This is a genomic window from uncultured Psychroserpens sp., assembly GCF_947500255.1.
Classification (GTDB): Bacteria; Bacteroidota; Bacteroidia; order Flavobacteriales; family Flavobacteriaceae; genus Psychroserpens.
The window spans coordinates 50240-71495 of sequence record NZ_CANMRL010000008.1 but is presented as its reverse complement, the minus strand read 5'-3'; the positions used below and the strand labels follow the sequence as shown (position 1 = coordinate 71495).

General features: G+C 35.7%; 16 protein-coding genes. 9 read left to right on the top strand and 7 right to left on the bottom strand.

Translation table 11 applies throughout. The features are described from left to right. The first annotated feature begins 4 nt into the window (after positions 1–4). The 6 genes from paaZ to Q0783_RS17910 are packed head-to-tail and all read left to right on the top strand — an operon-like array spanning position 5 to position 7727. Positions 5–2542, top strand: coding sequence for a phenylacetic acid degradation bifunctional protein PaaZ (paaZ, locus tag Q0783_RS17935; protein ID WP_298897451.1), 2538 nt, complete (start codon positions 5–7; stop codon positions 2540–2542). 3 nt (positions 2543–2545) lie between these two features. Then, positions 2546–3298 carry an enoyl-CoA hydratase/isomerase family protein gene (locus Q0783_RS17930; RefSeq protein ID WP_298897449.1) on the top strand — a complete coding sequence of 251 codons (753 nt, stop codon included), beginning with the start codon at positions 2546–2548 and terminating at the stop codon, positions 3296–3298. Between the two features lie 2 nt (positions 3299–3300). Next, on the top strand, positions 3301–3897 hold the full coding sequence (locus Q0783_RS17925) for a transferase hexapeptide repeat family protein (protein WP_298897447.1): 597 nt from the start codon (positions 3301–3303) through the stop codon (positions 3895–3897). A gap of 2 nt (positions 3898–3899) precedes the next feature. Beyond that, positions 3900–5207 (top strand): dihydrolipoamide acetyltransferase family protein, encoded by a 1308-nt coding sequence (locus tag Q0783_RS17920; RefSeq protein WP_298897445.1) that lies wholly within the window; start codon positions 3900–3902, stop codon positions 5205–5207. Positions 5208–5243: 36 nt separating this feature from the next. Next, positions 5244–7295, top strand: coding sequence for a thiamine pyrophosphate-dependent enzyme (locus tag Q0783_RS17915; RefSeq protein ID WP_298897443.1), 2052 nt, complete (start codon positions 5244–5246; stop codon positions 7293–7295). Between the two features lie 60 nt (positions 7296–7355). Beyond that, the gene (locus Q0783_RS17910) at positions 7356–7727 is read left to right on the top strand and encodes a hypothetical protein (protein ID WP_298897441.1); all 372 of its coding nucleotides are present in this window, start codon (positions 7356–7358) and stop codon (positions 7725–7727) included. Positions 7728–7778: 51 nt separating this feature from the next. Here Q0783_RS17910 and Q0783_RS17905 read toward each other — a convergent pair whose 3' ends face one another. The 5 genes from Q0783_RS17905 to Q0783_RS17880 all read right to left on the bottom strand — a co-directional run bounded on the left by Q0783_RS17905 (position 7779) and on the right by Q0783_RS17880 (position 17088). After that, a complete protein-coding gene (locus tag Q0783_RS17905; protein ID WP_298897439.1) occupies positions 7779–9458 on the bottom strand; it encodes a SulP family inorganic anion transporter in 1680 nt (559 codons plus the stop codon). Positions 9459–9585: 127 nt separating this feature from the next. Then, the gene (locus Q0783_RS17900) at positions 9586–10146 is read right to left on the bottom strand and encodes a DUF4136 domain-containing protein (protein ID WP_230936998.1); all 561 of its coding nucleotides are present in this window, start codon (positions 10144–10146) and stop codon (positions 9586–9588) included. Positions 10147–10168: 22 nt separating this feature from the next. Further along, positions 10169–12169: a urocanate hydratase gene (locus Q0783_RS17895; RefSeq protein ID WP_298897436.1), complete on the bottom strand. Its 2001-nt coding sequence runs from the start codon at positions 12167–12169 to the stop codon at positions 10169–10171. Beyond that, positions 12169–12330 (bottom strand): DUF5522 domain-containing protein, encoded by a 162-nt coding sequence (locus Q0783_RS17890; protein WP_230936996.1) that lies wholly within the window; start codon positions 12328–12330, stop codon positions 12169–12171. The genes Q0783_RS17895 and Q0783_RS17890 overlap by 1 nt, the downstream gene beginning before the upstream one ends. Positions 12331–12702: 372 nt before the next feature. Further along, positions 12703–17088, bottom strand: coding sequence for a GEVED domain-containing protein (locus Q0783_RS17880; protein WP_298897435.1), 4386 nt, complete (start codon positions 17086–17088; stop codon positions 12703–12705). Positions 17089–17287: 199 nt separating this feature from the next. Here Q0783_RS17880 and Q0783_RS17875 point away from each other — a divergent pair, with 199 nt between their 5' ends. From Q0783_RS17875 to hemL, 3 genes are read left to right on the top strand one after another with little or no spacing between them, the layout of a single operon-like run. After that, positions 17288–18178, top strand: coding sequence for a pyridoxal-phosphate dependent enzyme (locus Q0783_RS17875; protein ID WP_298897433.1), 891 nt, complete (start codon positions 17288–17290; stop codon positions 18176–18178). A 5-nt stretch (positions 18179–18183) separates the two neighbouring features. Then, positions 18184–18999 (top strand): glucosaminidase domain-containing protein, encoded by an 816-nt coding sequence (locus Q0783_RS17870; protein ID WP_298897430.1) that lies wholly within the window; start codon positions 18184–18186, stop codon positions 18997–18999. Between the two features lies 1 nt (position 19000). Continuing rightward, positions 19001–20287: a glutamate-1-semialdehyde 2,1-aminomutase gene (gene hemL / locus Q0783_RS17865; protein WP_298897428.1), complete on the top strand. Its 1287-nt coding sequence runs from the start codon at positions 19001–19003 to the stop codon at positions 20285–20287. 51 nt (positions 20288–20338) lie between these two features. Here hemL and Q0783_RS17860 read toward each other — a convergent pair whose 3' ends face one another. Beyond that, positions 20339–20668, bottom strand: a complete 330-nt coding sequence (locus Q0783_RS17860) for a hypothetical protein (RefSeq protein WP_298897426.1) — start codon at positions 20666–20668, stop codon at positions 20339–20341. 111 nt (positions 20669–20779) lie between these two features. Beyond that, positions 20780–21241, bottom strand: coding sequence for a DUF4890 domain-containing protein (locus Q0783_RS17855; protein ID WP_298897424.1), 462 nt, complete (start codon positions 21239–21241; stop codon positions 20780–20782). Positions 21242–21256: the final 15 nt, after the last annotated feature.

The window sequence follows — 21256 nt, the reverse complement described above, 5'->3', positions numbered from 1 at the left end:
TATAATGGAAAAAATACAACATTATGTCCAAGGCACTTGGACAACAGGAAAAGAAGAGGGTACACCAATTCATGATGCTATTACTGGTGAGGCATTCACTAGTGTTGCAATTGAAGGATTGGATATCCCAGAAATTCTAAACTACGGAAGAACCAAAGGAGGCGAACAACTGCGTAAAATGACCTTTCAAGAACGAGGAAATATGCTGAAAAAATTAGCATTGTATCTTACTAAAAGAAAAGAAGCATTTTATGAGTTAAGTTATCGTACTGGAGCAACAAAAGTAGATAGTTGGATAGATATAGAAGGAGGGTTTGGAAACTTATTTGCTAATGCATCTTTAAGAAAATTATTTCCTAATCAGCCGTATCATGTTGAAGGTGACCCAATAGATCTTTCACGTGGTGGACGCTTTATGGCACACCATATCATGGTACCTAAAAAAGGTGTGGCCGTACATATTAATGCCTTTAACTTCCCAGTTTGGGGTATGTTAGAAAAGTGTGCAGTAAATTGGATGGCAGGAGTGCCAGCGGTTGTATTACCTGCACCTTCATCTTCTTATTTAGCTGAAGCTGTCGCAAGAGAAATTATCAATTCAGGAATTTTACCTGAAGGAGCCCTTCAAATTATTAATGGTACTGTAAAAACTATTTTAGATACTGTAGAATCTCAAGATGTAGTTACATTTACAGGTTCAGCAGCTACTGGACGCTTGCTTAAGGCGCATCCAAGATTAATACAAGAATCTGTGCCATTCACTATGGAAGCCGATTCATTGAATGCTTCTATTTTAGGTGAAGATGCAATTCCTGGAACACCAGAATTCGACTTGTTTATTAAAGAAGTTCGTAAAGAAATGACAGTGAAAGCTGGACAAAAATGTACGGCGATTAGACGAATTATCGTACCTGAGAATTTAGTTGAAGATGTTCAAATCTCATTAGGAAAAGCATTAGATAAAGTCACTATTGGAGATCCGAGGTTGAAAGAAGTGAGAATGGGGTCGCTTGTGAGTCGACAACAAGTCCAAGCTGTAAGAGATTCTGTAAACGATTTGGCTAAAGAAGCACAAATTGTATATGGTGATTTGGATACTATCGAAACTGTTGGTGCTGATGCTAAAAAAGGCGCTTTTATTAGTCCTATTTTATTAAGAGCAGATCATCCGTTTCAAAATACAATCATTCATGAGCGTGAGGCTTTCGGACCAGTAAGTACCATCATGCCATACAAGAATTTAGAAGAAGCAGTTACATTAGCTCAAATGGGTAAAGGATCTTTGGTGTCTTCAATTGCTACTAATGATGATAAAATTGCAAAAGACTATGTTGTAAATGCGGCAAGTCACCATGGAAGAATATTAGTACTCAATCGTGAAAGTGCTAAAGAAAGTACTGGTCATGGCTCGCCATTACCATATTTAGTTCATGGAGGTCCTGGACGCGCAGGTGGAGGTGAAGAAATGGGAGGAATGCGAGGTATTAAGCACTATTTACAACGTACTGCCATTCAAGGCTCACCAACAACAATAACAGAAATCACAGGAATTTATCAGCAAAATGCAAAGTATAAGGAAGCTGAACAGCATCCGTTTAAGTACCATTGGGAAGATATCCAACCTGGAATGTCGCTTAAAACACATAAACGTACCTTCACTGATACTGACATCATCAACTTCGCAAACCTTACTTGGGATCATTTCTATGCGCATACAGATATTACGTCTTTGGATGGAAGTATTTTTGAAAAAAGAACGGCTCATGGCTATTTCATTATTTCTGCAGCAGCAGGACTTTTTGTATATCCAAATAAAGGACCAGTTGCAGCAAATTATGGTTTAGATAGTATTAGGTTTTTACGACCGCTGTATCATAACGATACTATCTATGTGCGATTAACTTGTAAGGAAAAGGTAGATCGAGATGTGGCTTCAGCAGAACACCCAAGTGGTATTGTAAAATGGCATGTTGAAGTGTTTGATGCCAATTTTGAAAATCGGCCTGAGAGTCAAAAAAACGAAAAAGATAGTCCTTTAGTTGCCGTTGCAACTATTTTAACCATGGTTCAGAAAAGACAAGAGACCTTTGTTGAAATGACTGATGACAAAATAGCTGAATGTTTGAGTAAGCTTACTGAAGATACAAAACCACAATGGGGAATTATGACGCCTCAACACATGATTGAGCATTTAGAGTATACCTACAAAATTGCTTCTGGCGATATTCAAGATTTTGAAGTTGCCACTCCCGAAAAAATCCTTGAGAAAGTAAAGAACAGTTTATATAATTACAGGAAGTTTCCAAAGAATTCAAATTTCCCATTACTCGAAAAGGATACGTTAGATACTTTAAAACATGAAAATTTAGCTATAGCAATTGAGAAGCTTAATAATCAAAGAGAAGCTTACTTAAATTATTTCAAAGAGAACCCAGAAGCCAAATTAAACAATATGGTATTTGGAGAATTAAATAAATATGAGTGGTATTTAATGGAAAGAAAACATTTAAATCACCACTTTGAACAATTTGGATTACTATAAATTATGACACAACCATACGTTAAGCAAACTATAGAAAACGAAGTAGGATATATCGAATTTTTTCATCCTGCTCACAATTCTCTACCTGGAGATATATTAGCAAAACTGGCACAAACAATTACTGATGCTGGCCAAAATGATGCTATTAAAGTTATTGTTCTAAAAAGTGGAGGAGATAGAACGTTTTGTGCAGGAGCAAGCTTTAAAGAGCTCATCAATATTAATGATGCTGCAACTGGGAAAGTATTTTTCTCAGGTTTTGCCAATGTGATTAATGCCATGAGAAAATGTCCAAAGTTTATTATAGGACGAATCCAAGGCAAAACTGTTGGAGGGGGTGTTGGTTTAGCGGCTTCGACCGATTATTGCATGGGAACAAAATTCGCTGCTATTAAGCTAAGTGAATTGAATATAGGTATTGGACCATTTGTAGTTGGCCCAGCCATAGAACGTAAAATGGGATTGAGCGCAATGTCTCAAATTGCTATTGACGCCAATTCGTTTTATCCTGCAGAATGGGCTAAACAAAAAGGCCTTTTTACACATATATTTGAAAGTACCGAAGAGCTTGATGAAGCTGTTAAAGCTACTGCTGAGCATTTATGTACTTACAATACCGAAGCTATGACGGAAATGAAGAAAGTATTTTGGAAAGGTACTGATGACTGGGATGAACTTTTAGCAGAACGCGCGCAAACAAGTGGTCGTTTAGTCTTGAGTGATTTTACAAAAGAAAAACTTAAAGGGTTTAAATAATAATGATTTACAGTTTTAAAGGATTTATACCAGTGGTCCACGAAAGTAGTTTCGTGCATCCTTTGGCTGCCGTTACTGGTAATGTGATTATTGGTAAAAATTGTTATATAGGTCCTGGAGCTGCCATTCGAGGTGATTGGGGACAAATCATTCTAGAAGATGGTGTTAATGTGCAAGAAAACTGCACTGTACATATGTTTCCTGGAAAATCAATTACTCTTAAAGAAAGTGCGCATGTTGGTCATGGCGCTATTATTCATGGTGCTAACTTAGGTAGAAATTGCCTTATAGGTATGAACACTGTTATTATGGATGATGCAGAAATTGGAGACGAATGTATTGTTGGAGCCATGGCATTTGTAAAGGCTGAAACTAAAATTCCAAAGCGAAGTTTAGTAGTTGGTAATCCAGCAAAGGTAATCAAAGAGATAAGTGATGATATGATTGCGTGGAAAACAAAAGGCACACAATTATATCAGCAATTACCAGCAGATTGTCATGAGAGTTTAAAAGAAGTAGAGCCCTTAAGAGAGGTGCCAAAACATATGAAAATACAGGAAGATGTGTATAAAACACTTCGTGATTTTATGAAAAAATAAGGATGTCAAAAGTAGAATTTAAAATGCCTAAATTGGGTGAAAGTATTACAGAAGCAGCTATTATCACATGGTTTAAAAGCGTTGGTGATACCATTGAAGAAGATGAAATGCTTCTAGAAGTTGCGACAGATAAAGTAGATTCTGAAGTGCCTTCAAATGTTTCTGGAGTTATTGAAGAGATTTTATTTGATGCCAATGAGGTCATTAAAATAGGGGAGACTATTGCAATTATTAAAGCTGATGGAGATGTTGCTGTATCGAAAAAGCAATCTAAAAAAGAAGATCAGAAGCCTGAACAAAGGAAAACAGAGAGATCTAAAGCACCAAAACGGCCAAAGCTTGATCCAGTAGCTTCTTCCGAACAATTTAGTGTGTCTAATTCTAATACGTTCTTCTCGCCTTTAATTATAAAAATGGCAAAGGAGCATCATATCAGCTTTGAAGAATTAGCTAGAATCCCTGCAACAGGTCATGAAGGTCGATTACGTAAAAGTGATGTGTTTCAGTATATAGAAGAAGGGCGACCGTACAAATTTGCACAGCCAGTTGCTCAACAAGACCCAACAGCTTACCGTATTCCGCAACTAAGTTTTGATAAAGGAAAAGGAAAAGTGATAGAAATGGATCGTATGCGTCAAATGATTGCAGATCATATGGTGTATTCAAAACATACTTCTCCTCATGTTACGGCTTATGTTGAAGCCGATTTGACTAATATGGTAAATTGGCGAAATGCTAATAAAAAAGCATTTCAAGAAAAATATGGAGAGCGCCTTACGTTTACACCATTATTTGTAGAAGCTGTTGCTAAAGCTGTTAAAGATTTTCCAAATATTAATGCCTCTGTCGATGGCAACACTATTATCGTTAAAGAGGACATCAACATTGGAATGGCCACAGCATTACCAAGTGGGAACTTAATTGTTCCTGTGGTCAAAAATGCAGATACAAAAGATTTGAAAGCATTAGCCGAAAATGTTAATGAACTTGCCAATAAAGCCAGAGAGAACAACTTAAAGGCTGACGATATTCAAGGGAGTACCTTCACTATTTCTAATGTAGGAACTTTTGGAAGCGTCATGGGAACACCAATTATTAATCAACCAGAAGTGGCTATTCTTGCTTTAGGAATTATTAAAAAACGTCCAGAAGTGATTACCATAGAAAAAGGTGATGAGATAGCTATTCGAAGTATGATGTACTTGTCATTATCGTTTGATCATCGTGTAGTTGATGGGTTTTTAGGCGGAAGTTTTGTACGTCGTGTTGCTGATTATTTTGAGCAATTTGATGTAGATCGAAAAATATAAATAGAAAAAGAAATACCTGTGTTTTCAGGCATTACTATGAATAAAAATATATTACAAAAAGGATTTTCAAATCTGTGCACTGCCAAAGCAATGACAGAGTTATACGAGGCTAATTTCAAACAAGTGTCTAAATATGTGCATGCAACATCAAGAGGACATGAAGCTATCCAGACGGCTTTAGGTATGCAGTTATTACCTCAGGATTATGCCTTTCCATATTATAGAGATGATGCCATGTTGTTGTCATTTGGTTTAGAACCATATGATGTCATGCTTCAATTATTAGCAAAAAAAGAGGATCCATTTTCTGGAGGGCGAACCTATTATTCACACCCGAGTTTAAAAGATACCGATAAACCAAAAATTCCACATCAGTCTTCTGCGACAGGGATGCAGGCGATTCCTGCTACAGGTGTTGCTATGGGAATGCAATATAAAGAACTTCAGGGTTTAAATGATGCATCTTTAAAAGATGCACCATTGGTGGTGTGCAGCTTGGGAGATGCTTCTGTTACCGAAGGCGAAATTGCCGAAGCTTTTCAAATGGCAGCGCTCAAGCAAATGCCTATTTTGTATTTAGTTCAAGATAATGGTTGGGATATTTCGGCTAATGCAGCAGAAACTAGAGCACAAAATGCCTATGAGTACGCACAAGGGTTTCATGGTTTAGATGCCATTTCTATAGATGGTGCGAATTTTACTGAAAGCTATGAAGCTATAGAAAAAGTGATTAAGATCATACGTAAAGAACGTCGACCATTTTTAGTTCACGCTAAAGTTCCATTACTAAATCACCATACATCAGGTGTTCGAATGGAATGGTATCGAGATGACTTAGAAGAGGCTCGATCTCGTGATCCTTATCCAGTTTTTAAGAAACAACTTGAAAATCATGGATTTACAGCTAAAGAGATAGATGCAATAGAAAATACTGCAAAAACCAAAGTGCAATCCGATTTTGAAAAAGCACTACAAGCTGAAGATCCTAAACCTGAGGATTTGTTTACGCATGATTTTGCACCTACGCCAATTTCCGAAGAGAAAGGTGAACGTACGCCAGATGGTGCTGATAAAGTAGTTATGGTAGATTGCGCCTTATTTGCTGTTGAAGAATTGATGAGAAAACATAAAGAATGCTTGCTTTATGGACAAGATGTTGGTGGACGATTAGGAGGTGTATTTAGGGAAGCAGCAACACTAGCACAAAAATTTGGTGATGATCGTGTATTCAATACGCCAATTCAAGAAGCTTTTATTGTTGGATCTACAGTTGGAATGAGTGCAGTTGGCTTAAAGCCTATTGTTGAGGTTCAGTTTGCCGATTACATTTGGCCAGGATTAAATCAATTGTTTACCGAAGTTAGCCGTAGCTGTTACCTCTCTAACGGAAAATGGCCTGTAAGTATGATTTTACGTGTGCCTATTGGTGCTTATGGTAGTGGTGGCCCTTACCATTCATCTTCAGTAGAAAGTGTGATAACCAACATACGAGGTATTAAAATAGCTTATCCTAGTAATGGAGCCGATTTAAAGGGTCTGATGAAAGCAGCCTATTACGATCCTAATCCTGTAGTGATCTTAGAGCATAAAGGTTTGTATTGGTCTAAAGTGCCAGGTACGTTAACAGCGACTTCTGTGGAGCCTTCTGAAGACTATGTATTGCCATTTGGAAAAGCTTGGGTATTGCAAGAGATTTGGAAACAAGAAGACATTGAAACTTGCACGATTGTTACCTATGGAATGGGTGTGCATTGGGCTTATAATGCTTCAGGGGAATTAGATATGCGAGATCAAATTGAAATTATCGATCTAAGAACTCTATATCCTTTAGATGAAGATACGATCATGGCTTCTGTTAAGAAAACAGGAAAGTGTTTGGTTGTCACAGAAGAACCGTCTAATAATAGTTTTGCCAGAGCACTTGCGGGAAAAATACAAGAAGAATGCTTCAAATATTTAGATGCGCCAGTCATGACCATTGGTAGTGAAAACATGCCAGCCATACCATTAAACTCGACTTTAGAGCAAACGATGATTCCTTCTACGGAAAAGGTAAAGGCTAAAATAGAAGTCTTGTTAAATTATTAAAACGAATTAATTTCAAATAAATTCTTTGTATATTGAGCCTTTAATTTATTAACTAATATCATGAAAAAACAACTACTTTTATTGTGCTTCGCCTGTTTTTTATTTGCTGGTAGCCAATTGTCATTTGCTCAAACTACAACTAAGAAACAAAATACAGCAATAACCAATTCTGATTATTCTGCTGAGAAAAGTGCGCAGAAAGTGATTAACTTATTAGAGCGTGAAGCTAAATTAGATGCGACTCAAAAAGAAAAATTACACGATGTGTTTACCGCAGTAGAGAAAAAAATGAATGGTATTGCTAGCATAGAAGATGCTACAGAGCGACAAACTAAGAAGAAAAAAATGCGCGCTTATATTGATAAAAAATTACAACAAATTTTTACACCTGCGCAATACGACATTTACAAAAAGAAGACAGCTGCTAAATAGATAGCTCTTTTTAAAATAAATGAAAAGCGACCAATATTGGTCGCTTTTTTATTACATTTTATATTCCGAAAGTGGTTTAGTGAACTTTTCTGGATCTGCTGCCAAATGATATCTTGGATCATCAATGTCTTCTATAATGACGTCTTGAAATATCGGACTGGCTTTGTATAATAATATTTTACAATCTGAACTTAAATGTTTTAATTTGATCGATTTACCTTCGGCTTTATACTTGTTCACTAAATTAAAAATAGCCTCAATAGCAGAATGATCACTCACTCTAGATTCTACAAAATCAATTTCAATATGTTTAGGATCGTTTTTAATATCGAATTTGGCATTAAAGTTCTGAATTGAACCAAAGAATAATGGTCCCCAAATTTCGTATGTTTTTGTACCATCTGCTTGAATACGCTTACGAGCCCTAATCATTGTGGCATTCTTCCAAGCAAATACCAAAGCAGAAATAATGACACCTGCAATGACAGCAATAGCTAAATCTTTCCATACAGTAATAGCCGATACAGCAATTAAAACAATGGCATCAGAAAGTGGAATTTTTCTAATAATTCTAAAGCTACTCCAAGCAAATGTTCCAATAACAACCATAAACATTACGCCAACTAAAGCAGCAATTGGGATTTGTTCAATTAAAGGAGCTCCAAACAAAATAAAGCATAGTAATGCTATAGCAGCAACGGCTCCAGATAAGCGACCACGCCCACCAGAATCTACATTTATTATAGATTGTCCAATCATGGCACATCCTCCCATACCTCCAAAGAATCCGTTGAGTATGTTAGCACCACCTTGAGCGATACATTCTCTATTACCATTTCCTCTTGTTTCAGTGATTTCATCGATGAGGTTCAAAGTCATTAGTGATTCGATAAGACCTATAGCTGCAAGTACAAAGGCCGTTGGTAGAATTGTACTTATAAAATGACCGTCTAGTGTACCAAACAAACCAAAGATTTGATCTTGAAAACTAGGTAAGCTACCTTCTAATCCTTCACCACCTTTTTCTACTATGAAAGACCCAACAGTACTCATTTCTATACCTCCAAAAATGGTAATACAAGCCACAACAATAATTGCTACTAACGCAGCAGGAACCTTTTTGGTAAGTTTAGGAAGACCAAACATAATACCCATTGTTAAGCCTATAAAAGCCATCATTTTCCAAAATACGGCATTTGAAAACAATGCTGAAAACCATTCTGAGGTATTATTTACAATAGAAATATCTTGCGGAACAGCATTAGGAAACATGCCTAATTGAGAAATAAAAATAACTATGGCTAAACCATTAACAAATCCCATCATAACTGGATGTGGAATCAGACGAACAAACTTTCCTAATTTAAAGATTCCAGCTAAAACCTGAATTCCTCCAACAAGTAGGAGAGTTATAAATAACCATTGTAAACCAAGATTTTCAATAGGTGTTTCTAGACTAAGACCAGCTTCATTTCCTTTTTGTATAAGATGCACCATAACAACAGCCATGGCACCAGTTGCGCCAGAAATCATACCTGGTCTACCACCAAAAAGAGCAGTTACGATTCCCATCATAAAAGCACCATATAGTCCAACTAATGGAGGAATACCTGCGACAAAAGCAAAGGCTACAGCTTCTGGCACTAAGGCTAGAGCTACTGTTAAACCTGAAAGAATATCATTCTTTGGGTTTTGCGTAAAGTTTTTTCGAGTTGTTTGACCTAATATCATAATTCTTGCACTTAAAAGTCGGCAAAGATAGGCTTTTAGAAATGAAGCAGAAAATGTACTGGTATAAACACATAAAAAAAGCACCAGAGAAATCTACTGGTGCTTTATAGTCTTATTAAGATAAGATTTATTGTGCAATTTGCGGTGGATATGCTTGCATAATCTTTGTCACAAATTCTTTGATTTTTTCTTCTTTCTTTTCAACACTTCTTTGTGTTAAAAGTCCAGTTCCTTTTCCTTGCCATACCAATTCCTTTTTGTTGGCATCTATTAGATCGACATATAGAGCACCTTGAGTTCTAGTAGATACTGATGGTTGGTTCCAACCCCAGCCCCAACCAGGTCCGAAGCCTCCCCAGCCTCCCCAGCCCCAAGCTCCCCAGCCCCAGGCATTATTATAAACATTGATACGTTGTTCAGATTTGGTAAAAATACTTACCAATAGATCTGGATTTTCAGATTTGGTGTAGCCTTGCGCTAATAATTCAGTTTCAATCGCTCTTAGGATTCTGCGTTTGTCCAGATCACTAATTTCTGCTTTGTCAATTCCAGTCTTAAAAAACGCGAATGTTTTGTAATTATTAAAATCTGCATTTTTATCGTAATCTGATGCAACTCTTACTGTGCTACAAGATGTGATAACCAATGTTACCATCACGATTGGTAATAATTTGAGTAGTTTTTTCATAATTCTTTTTTTTATTAAATGGTTATAACGAGTTTAATAGATCATCATCAACTTTGTTAGGTAATGTTACTTTTAAATTTGGTTCAGATTGCATAGCACGTTTAATGGCAAAAATGGCTTCGTCATTTCTTGCCCAGCTTCGTCTAGCAATTCCATTATTAACATCCCAAAAAAGCATACGTTTTAAACGTGTTGATGCTTCTTTAGTACCATCAAGAACCATACCAAATCCTCCGTTAATAACTTCTCCCCATCCAACGCCTCCACCATTGTGAATACTTACCCAAGTAGCTCCTCTAAAGCTATCTCCAATAACGTTGTGAATGGCCATATCTGCCGTAAATCTCGAACCATCATAAATATTACTTGTTTCACGATATGGTGAATCTGTTCCAGAGACATCATGGTGATCACGGCCTAAAACAACCGTTCCTATATCACCTTTATAAATAGCATCGTTAAACGCTTCAGCTATTTTCATACGTCCTTCAGCATCTGCATATAGAATTCGAGCTTGAGAACCTACGACTAGTTTGTTGTCTTGAGCGCCTTTAATCCATTGGATATTATCAGCCATTTGTTGCTGTATTTCTTCAGGAGAATTTTTCTTAATCTCTTCAAGAACATTACAAGCAATGGTGTCTGTTTTTTCTAAGTCTTCAGGTTTTCCTGAAGCACAAACCCATCTAAATGGTCCAAAGCCATAGTCAAAGCACATAGGACCCATAATATCTTGAACATACGACGGATATCTAAAATCTATACCATTGTCTGCCATAATATCTGCACCAGCACGAGATGCTTCTAAGAGAAAGGCATTTCCGTAGTCGAAAAAATAAGTACCTTTTGCTGTATGTTTGTTAATAGCATTAGCCTGTCTACGTAAACTTTCTTGAACTTTAGTTTTGAATAATTCAGGGTTTTCTGCCATCATTTCATTGGCATCCTCAAACGACAGGTCAACAGGGTAATAGCCTCCAGACCAAGGATTATGGAGAGATGTTTGATCACTTCCTAAATCGATATGTATGTGTTCTTGATCAAATTTTTCCCAGACGTCTACAATATTACCAAGGTAGGCTATAGATATAGTTTCTTTTTCGGCTTTAGCTTTATTAACACGAGTTACTAATTCATCTAAATCTGTAATCTTAACATCAATCCAACCTTGATCTAAACGTACTTGTGTAATCTTTGGATTGACCTCTGCACAAACGGTTATACAGCCAGCTATATTACCTGCTTTCGGTTGTGCTCCAGACATACCTCCAAGACCAGAAGTTACAAAAAGATGTCCCTGAGGCTCTTTTTTTATCTTTCTGAAGCCATTTAAAACAGTAATAGTTGTACCATGAACAATTCCTTGTGGGCCAATATACATATAGCTTCCAGCAGTCATTTGACCATATTGAGTGACACCCAAAGCATTAAATTTTTCCCAATCATCAGGTTGAGAATAATTAGGAATCATCATACCATTTGTAACAACAACTCTAGGTGCTTCGCTGTGACTCGGGAATAAACCCATTGGATGCCCAGAATACATGACTAAGGTTTGTTCGTCTGTCATTTCAGACAAATATTTCATCGTGAGCCTATATTGTGCCCAATTAGAAAAAACAGCACCATTACCTCCATAAGTGATTAATTCGTGAGGGTGTTGTGCCACAGCATAATCCAAATTGTTTTGAATCATTAACATAATTGCAGCTGCTTGTTTTGATTTTGCAGGATAGTCCTCGATAGGACGTGCATACATTTTATAATCAGGACGTAAGCGGTACATGTAAATTCTTCCGTAGCTATCTAATTCGTTTTTGAATTCGGGTAATAATGTATCGTGATGAGATGAATCAAAATAGCGCAATGCATTTTTAAGTGCTAGTTTTTCTTCTTCAGCAGATAAAATTGTTTTTCGTTTTGGTGCATGATTAATTGAAGGGTCGTAAGGTTTGGGTGTTGGTAAAACATTAGGTATCCCTTCTTTTATTTGATCTTTAAATGATAGTGTTGTTGCTGGCATTACTTTTTTTTTAAAGTATTTTTATCAAAACCGTATGGGCAATGTCTACATCCACTTTCACAGCAATATCCTCTTTTTAAGTGGTATTGTTCTGTGAAACAGCGGTAGCCTTCGGGTGTTAAATAATAGTCTCCTTCCTCGACCGGAATTATCTTCTTCATATCACAAAGATAATGTAAATTGGAAAGATTTTTGATTGATAATAGATATGGTTTTAATTTCTAAATATTTAGTACCAAAAGGATATGTTGGGATAACGATTTTTCCATTTGTTTTTTTGAAATATAATTACTTAAAAACTAATGAGACTTTGCTTAACCATGAACGAATTCATTTAAGACAACAGTTAGAAATGCTGGTATTTCCGTTTTACATATTTTATGTTGTTGAGTTTTTAATTAGATGGATTAGACTAAGAAATTGGAATAAAGCGTACCGTCGTATTTCATTTGAAAAGGAGGCCTATACTCAAGAAAAAAACCTTGATTATTTAAAATCAAGGCCTTTTTTTGGTTTTGTTAGTTATTTATAAACTATTGTTTTAGGATGACTTTTTGTGTGATTTCTCTTTCGTCTAAAAGCATCACTTTTACAATATAGGTAGCATTTGCTAGCTGCTTGGTTTGGATTGTAAGCTCTGTACTATTAATATTTTGTTCGTCAATAACCATTTTTCCTAATAGATCATATATTACCACAGTTTTGATAGGACAGATGGAAGAATTTATTTTCACGTATTTTCCATTAGGAGCTATAATTGTGAGTCCATCTAATGAATTAGACTCATCAACAGATAGTGTTTCATTAGTGTATCTTAGAATAAATCGATCATTAAAGGTTCCAGAATCTGAAGTAAAACTATATGGACTCAAGCGTAAATCATGAATAGTATTGGTATAAGAGTCCTCTAAAAATATGTTTTGATTCGTTGTATCAAATAAACCATCTATGTTATTGATAGCAATTGAATAGGTCCCATTCTGAGGAATCTGATATCCAAGAGGCACTGTGTCTATGTCATCAAAAGGAATTGATCGACCTTGAATTGCCATTTTTTCGTTGTTAATTAATGAGTAAAAGAGTGTATTACTTCCAGCTAATTGATCGCCATCAAATAATCTGTCTTTATCATTTGTGGCTCCTGAAATATATCCAATTAAAATAGAATTAGCATTATCATTATTATCAATTAGGTCCAACCAAATCCTATGTTTTTCAATTACAGTTTCATCATCGTTTTCAGACGGATTAGTAGTTCTATAAAATTGACTATTATTATACACGCCATTTCTCATAGTATTGTCGAATATGAGATTTGAAGGTGTAGTAGCAGCATGGTCCATTAGAACAAAAAATGCTTGACCTGCTCCAATAAATCCATTAAAACCTGCTGGTGTAGATCCTGTTAAATTATAAGCTATATAATCATTTGGATTATAGTTATACACATAATCACCATAAAACGGATCGGTCACAGCATTGCTAGGTGCAGATTGGTGTGACCAAAGATACACTGTGCCAGCTATTGCAGGATTTGCATCATCTGTTATGATGGCTGCATTTGTTGCAATGAATGTGTCTGCAAAAATTGCCGATGGGAATGGATTACCAACTAAGTTCCAATTATCATCAATTGCGGTTGCTACTGTTGATCCAGCTCCAGGGTAATTAACTCCATTGTAAGTTCCTCTAGAAATTTGTCTATTTATAATACCGTTACTTGGTCGACCAATAAATTCTGCAGTATTCACTACAGAAGTTCCAGAAAGCCCTCTAATGGCATATCCTTTTCCAACAACCATGTTTTCTGTTGTGGCTTGCCATTCTCCATAGTTTCCTGCGCCATTTCCTCCAACCGTTGGAACCCATATTAAATTAAATCCAGCATTTGTACCTGGAGAAACACCAGCGACAGCAAAATTTTCTACTGATGAAGACCAATAGACGTAATCTGAAGGGTTTAATCCAGTCACTTCTCTTTGCATCGTTATATTTCCTGTGTTATTGTTAGTAGCTACATTGGTAACCTGAACTAGGTTAGCGCTATTTCTAACCATTAGAATACCATTTGCATCGACATCAATCCAATCAGTCACGGTTAAAGATGTTGATGGTTCTAATTCCAAATTACCATTACTTTTAACAGTTAAATTTCTAGCATATGCCGGTGTAGGCGGTACAGGTGGGCCTAATATACTTGGGTCTGGAAGTGTGCCAACATCACCAACGATGACACAGTTATCACTTGTTGGAACTCCAGTAGGATACCAATTGTTTGCATCGTTCCAAGTTGATGTGCCTTGGGTGCCATTCCAAATTTTGGTATTATTAATAATTGAAATGTCTTTACTAATAGTACAGCCATTAGAAAGTGTTGCATTGGCAGTAAATGAAAAGGTCGATTGTTGTAATTGAACTATTGTAGGTTTTATATATACAGACGCGGTAGTTGCTCCTGGGGTGTATGGTATCGTAGCCGCTGCATCTGTATAGGCATCGACTGTGCCAGTCCAAGTAAATGATGGGTTAAGAGGTCTTGAACCAAATAATTGAATATTATCTACGGCTACACCATCACTCCATTGAGCAATATAATCTATTGAAATTTTTAAATTTGGTTCATTTATATAAGCTGATAAATCTAAGTTGATATTTACAAAGCTAGTTCCATAACCTACATCATCTGTATAATCTTGAATAAGTGTCCAAGTGCCTCCACCATCAGTAGATGCGTAGACCTCAATCAAGTCTGGATCTAAGCCAGTTAAATACTTCGAAAAGTACATGTCAAAATTCAGAGTTAAATCTGTAAAAGTTGATGAATCTACAGTTGGTGATTCTAATGATTCATAGACAAAACCTGTGGCAGGATTTACATCTGAAGTTGACATTGCAAACTGATTTGTCCCAAATCCAGAAGATATGGCTGGATACCAAACTAATTGACTAGGTACGAACGTACTGGTTTGGTTTTGCCAAGCACTTAAAGCGTTTGCTGCCACTCCGTTATCAATATAATTTATGTTTGTAAAAACTCCGAGTCCACCGCCTTCAAAATCTTCATCAATCAGGTAAGCAAGTTCGGTATCACCAGTTGCTGAAATTTGTATAACATCATTTTCGCCACAAATAATTGGAACTGCTGGAGAAATAGTAAGCTCAGTAATAGGGTTTAGTGTCCCGATAATTTCTAAGCGTTTCAATGATTCACAAGAACCATTTGAAGCAGTAACCCAAAAGGTAGAAGTCGAAGATATATTTGGAGACCAAGTACCTGAATTGGTTGTAGCTACAAGATTACCACCGGTTTCTGCATCATACCAATTATATGATGTCACACCAGATGTTCCAGTAACGGTCAAATCGACAGAACCTGGTCCACATGTAGAACCATTTGTTATACTCGTAATTTGAGCAGAGCAATTTTCAACAACAGTAAAAAGATAATCTTCAGCTTCTCCGTAATCTGTATAGTCATTGTTTTGACCAGGGAAATCATGATTAATAAAAGGTTCACAAGCCGTATAGTTATAAGAGCCTAATTCTGTTCCAAAGCGATCATTAAAAGCATTGTTGAATCGTAAACGAATTCTGTAATCTCCAATAGCTTGTCCCGCGGGAATTACAAAGCCAAAAGTAGTGGTTGTAGTTAATACACCTCCTGAATCATAAACTATTTCGGAAGCATCATTATTAAATACGCCATCTTTATTCCAATCTACCCATGCTTTATATCGTCCTCGTCCGGTATTCGAACCAACAAAAATATTAACACCTTCACCTTGAGCTTGAATGCTATTTGTTAATCCAGTATAATCTGAATAGCCATTAGAGGTACTTGAGGTTCCATTACCATAATTAGCTACATCATTTAAAGTGCCTATAAACTCAACGTCATTGATGTATTTAACAATAATACTACCTGTTGTACTAGGGGTACAATAACTAGATGTAGTTGTTGTTGTGTTTCCATTTAAAGGGTTGGTATTATTGTATTGTGGCCCTCCAAGACAATTATCATCATATGAGAACACATAAATATAATATGTGGTAGAAGGGTTTAAACCGGTTGCAGTGAAGTTAGTATTTGTATCAATATCTACAACTGTGTAGCCTGCACCTATATTGTCTCCTATATTGTAAGATGTTCCATTAACTGGAGTTGGAGGAACAGCTGATGCACTTTGAACCACGAGATAATTATCAGGAGTTGGCACTGCTGCAGTAAATGAGCCATTAATAGTGTCTCCGGTTGGATTTAAAACTAGTGCTGTTGGCTGGTTAGGGGTCGTACAAGCTGGGATAATATTACCTCTAACATCTATGTCATCTATTATAAAACCTGGGAATGTTCCAAATGAACCATCATTGTCCCAACCAAAAGCTAGATAGAATATTTGACCATCAACTACAGATAAGTCTAAATTAGTAACATTTTGAACAGTACTTTGACCTTGATAAGTACCAGGTAGCACAGACCATGTGTTAGCGTCAAGTGAGTATAAAACAGTTCCAAAATCAAAACCTGCTTCTCCCTCGCAAATCCAATTAAAATCTAATGTTAAATTAGTGTAATTTGTGGCATCAATGGCAGTTGTATTGTATACAAAAGTAGCTGCATTTCTGTTAGTTCTATATTCTGGAAAAGGAGCTGTAGTTACAGGATTATTTGTACTAACCGCCATAGAATAATTTCCAGAAATTACAGGGCATCTGGTGTTGTCAAATACCCAAAAGAAATTGTTATTGGTTGGAGGGGTAGTTGGAAAAAAACCATTTTGCCATCCCAAATACGGACTGGCTTCATTTTCTGATCCAGTTGCTGTCTCAAAATCTTCTGAGAAGATTGTGACCTGTGCATTCAATCCTGAGTTCAAAAATATAGTAAATACTGAGGCTAAGAGTAATTTTCTAATCATACATATTCAATTTTATACACAACAAATAAACTCATGAAATTCATGATTTTCTGTTAGGGTATGAACTGATGAATATGGGGATATGTTTAGCAATACTGCTTAATTCTTTGATTTATATTTTAATTAAGCCTAGGTATTCTAATATAAATATAGTTTTTTAAACTTTGTTTGTATAAATACAGTTATTATATTCGACTAAATGTTAAAATTTGAAGACAAAAGGAATTTAAGTATTGATAATCAGGTGTGTATAAAACCTGAATATTTGATTCATCCTTATATTTCTGGCAATAAATATCGAAAATTAAAATACAATCTTCTTGAAGCAAAGCGATTGAAAAAAAAAGTGCTATTAACTTTTGGAGGTGCATTTTCAAACCATATCGCTGCTGTAGCTTCGGCGGGAAAAGAATTTGGTTTTAATACTATTGGAGTTATTAGAGGCGAAGAGTTGATACATAAAGTTGATACAAACCCAACGTTAACTTTTGCTAGAGACTGCGGAATGATATTAAAGTTTGTGACAAGAGAAGATTTTAGGAGTAAAGCAGATAAAAATTTTATAGCTACATTAAAAAATGAATTTGGTGATTTTTACTTGATTCCTGAGGGAGGTACAAATGCATTGGCTATAAAAGGTTGTGAAGAGATATTGACTGAATCAGACGAATGTTATGATTTTGTCTGTTGCTCTGTAGGTACTGGAGGAACTATTTCCGGATTAATAAATTCAGCATTACCACATCAAAAAATTCTTGGTTTTCCTGCATTAAAAGGTGACTTTTTACAAGAAGAAATTACTAAATTTGCATTACATGAAAATTGGGAGTTAATTACCAATTATCATTTTGGTGGATATGCTAAAGTAACTGAAGAGTTAATAACATTTATTAACGAATTTAAACATTCTTATAGCATTCCATTAGACCCAATTTATACAGGGAAAATGATGTTTGGTATTTACGATTTAATTAAAAAAGGCTATTTTCCGAAGCATTCAAAAATACTAGCCATACATACTGGTGGTTTGCAAGGAATTGAAGGAATGAATACTAAATTACAACAACAAAAAAAGCCTTTAATCGTTTAATGTCTATGAAAAAAATAGGTTTCGTTTTAGTTTTAAGTGTATTTGCTTTTAGTTGTGGTTCTAAAAAGAGAATTGTCACAAAAAAAAGCAAGTCAAAACAAAAAACTGAGCAGGTTGTTGTTGTGCCAAAGACAACACCAGAAGTAAAAGAATTGCCAAAAGCTGTAGAAATACCAGAAAATTCAAAATTGAGTGCTACCGAGGTATATATTTTGAAATATAATGCGATTGCCATGGATGAAATGCGAAAGTCTAAAATCCCTGCAAGTATCACATTAGCGCAAGGTATACTAGAATCTGGTTCTGGTAAAGGGAGATTGTCGGTAGAAGCTAATAACCATTTCGGAATTAAATGTCATGGTTGGAAAGGTAAAAAGATCTATCATGATGATGATAAATCTCAAGAATGCTTTAGAAAGTATGAACATGCATTCTCTTCTTTTGAAGACCATTCAGCATTTTTAACAACTAGAGGTCGTTATTCTAAATTGTTTAAGCTAAGATCAACCGATTATAAAGGATGGGCAAAAGGACTGAGAGCTGCTGGATATGCAACAGATAGACGATATCCTCAGAAATTGATTAGCTTAATTGAGCGCTATCAATTAGATAAATATGATGACATGGTTTTAAATAATGTTGCAGTTCCAAATGACACACCCAAATCAGATTTGTCTGTAAGTCATAAAGTGGTAAAAGGCGATACTTTATATTCATTATCGAAACGATATAATACTTCTGTTGAAGAAATTAAGCGTCTTAATAGTTTGACAAACAATGACCTTTCTCTAGGTCAAATTCTTATTATAAAATCAAAATAATATGTTATATCAACGTAGTAGTGCGTTATTTAAAGATGCAGAACAGGTGATTCCTGGCGGTGTCAATTCGCCAGTAAGAGCTTTTAAAGCTGTTGGAGGAACACCAATTTTTGCAAAATCAGCAAAAGGGGCATATGTCTATGATGAGGATGATAATCGCTATATTGACTACATTAATTCTTGGGGTCCAATGTTATTGGGTCATGCTTACCAACCTGTTGTAGATGCTGTTATTGCTAAAGCAAAGCGAGGTACTTCTTTTGGAATGCCTACTGAAATTGAAACGAAAATTGCAGAGTTAGCTGTGTCAATGGTTCCAAACATTGACAAGATTCGTTTTGTAAATTCTGGAACAGAAGCTTGTATGAGTGCCGTGCGATTAGCAAGAGGATACACAGGAAAAGAGAAAATTATAAAATTTGCCGGTTGTTATCATGGACATAGCGATGCGTTTTTAATTCAAGCTGGAAGTGGAGCCGTAACTTTTGGAAGTCCTAATAGTCCAGGTGTAACACAAGGCACAGCAAAAGATACGTTATTAGCGACTTATAATGACATTGATAATGTTAACGCATTAGTTGATGCAAATAAAGGAGAAATTGCTTGTATTATCATAGAACCTGTAGCTGGTAATATGGGATGTATTCCTCCTAAAAATAATTTTTTAAAAGCATTAAGAACTATTTGTGATCAAAACGATATTTTGCTCATCTTTGATGAGGTAATGACAGGTTTCAGACTTGCTAAAGGAGGCGTTCAAGAACTCTACAATGTAGATGCCGATATTGTTTGCTTTGGTAAAGTTGTTGGAGGTGGTTTGCCTGTTGGCGCCTTTGCTGCACGTAATGAGATTATGAGCCATTTGGCACCTTTAGGAAGTGTGTATCAAGCGGGAACGCTTAGTGGAAACCCTCTGGCTATGGCTGCTGGATTAGCTATGCTCACTTCAATTAATAGTGATCAAGATTTGTTTAAAAGATTGGCTGATAAAACCAAGTATTTACACGAAGGGTGTGCCAATGCTCTTAATAAGCATCAAGTTGTTCATACAATTAACAGAAAAGGTTCAATGATTTCTATTCATTTTGCAGAAGATGAGGTTGTTGATTTTGATTCGGCTGCAAAAGGAAATAATGAGACTTTTAAAGCCTTTTTTCATGGTATGTTAAATGAAGGAATTTATATAGCGCCTAGTGCATTTGAAACTTGGTTTATTACAGATGCTTTAAGTTATGAGGATTTAGATGAAACAATAAGGGCAGTGGAAAAAGTAGCCCAAACATTATAGAAATAAAAAAGCGACTTGAAGAAGTCGCTTTTTTATTTGTCTTAAACTAAGTTAGAGTCCTCGTATGAGTTCTAAATAGTTGTGATATTGTTCTGGAGTTAATATCGTTTTTAGTTTTTCATCTAACACTTTTTCTATTTTTTCGAGACGATCTTTATTCCCTTCTAAATTACCACTTATCTTTTTATAAGCAATGCCATAGGCTTGATAAGCCTTATATACATCATCCATTTTGTTTTGCTCAAACTTGATTTTCTTTCTAAGCTCTTTAGTTTTTGTGTTTGCTACTTCATTAATTTCTAAAGTATTTTGGGCTGTGACATCTTGAGTACTAAATAAAAGTGCCATGGCAAATATGCAAAGTGTAATTAATTTTTTCATTGTCTTTGTATCATAAATAGTTCAACAGGCTTAAAATTAATGAATTTTATGATAAAAAAAAGCATCGACTGTTAAAATCGATGCTTTGCTCATAAATATCTGTGAAATGAATTAATGTCTTGGCTTGTCCTTCATTTTTTTTCTAGCACGTTTTTGGTGTTTTCCTTGTAAACTTTCCCATTTCTCATATTGCTCAGAAGTTAAAATTGACTTCATTTTCTTTTTCATGGCAATTTGGTCATCTAATCTTTGATTCATCATCTTAACACGATCTTCTTTAGATATTTTTTTTTCGCCTTTCTCTTTTTTCATTTCTTCACGTTCATTTCTTTTGGCTTTCATTGTTTCGGCTTGTGTCAACATCACTTCTTTTACTTGCGCTTGTTGTTTTTCGGTTAAATCTAAAGCAAGTGTCATTTTTTTAGTAGTAATTGTAGCGATCTCTTCTGGAGACATATCTTTCATCATTTCGGCTCTAGCTCCTCTCTCCCTTTTTAGTTCTTTTTTCTGTTTGCCTTGTGCTACAGCTTGTAGTGAGACAAATGCTAATGCGATTAAAATTAATTTCTTCATAATCTGTTTTGGTTT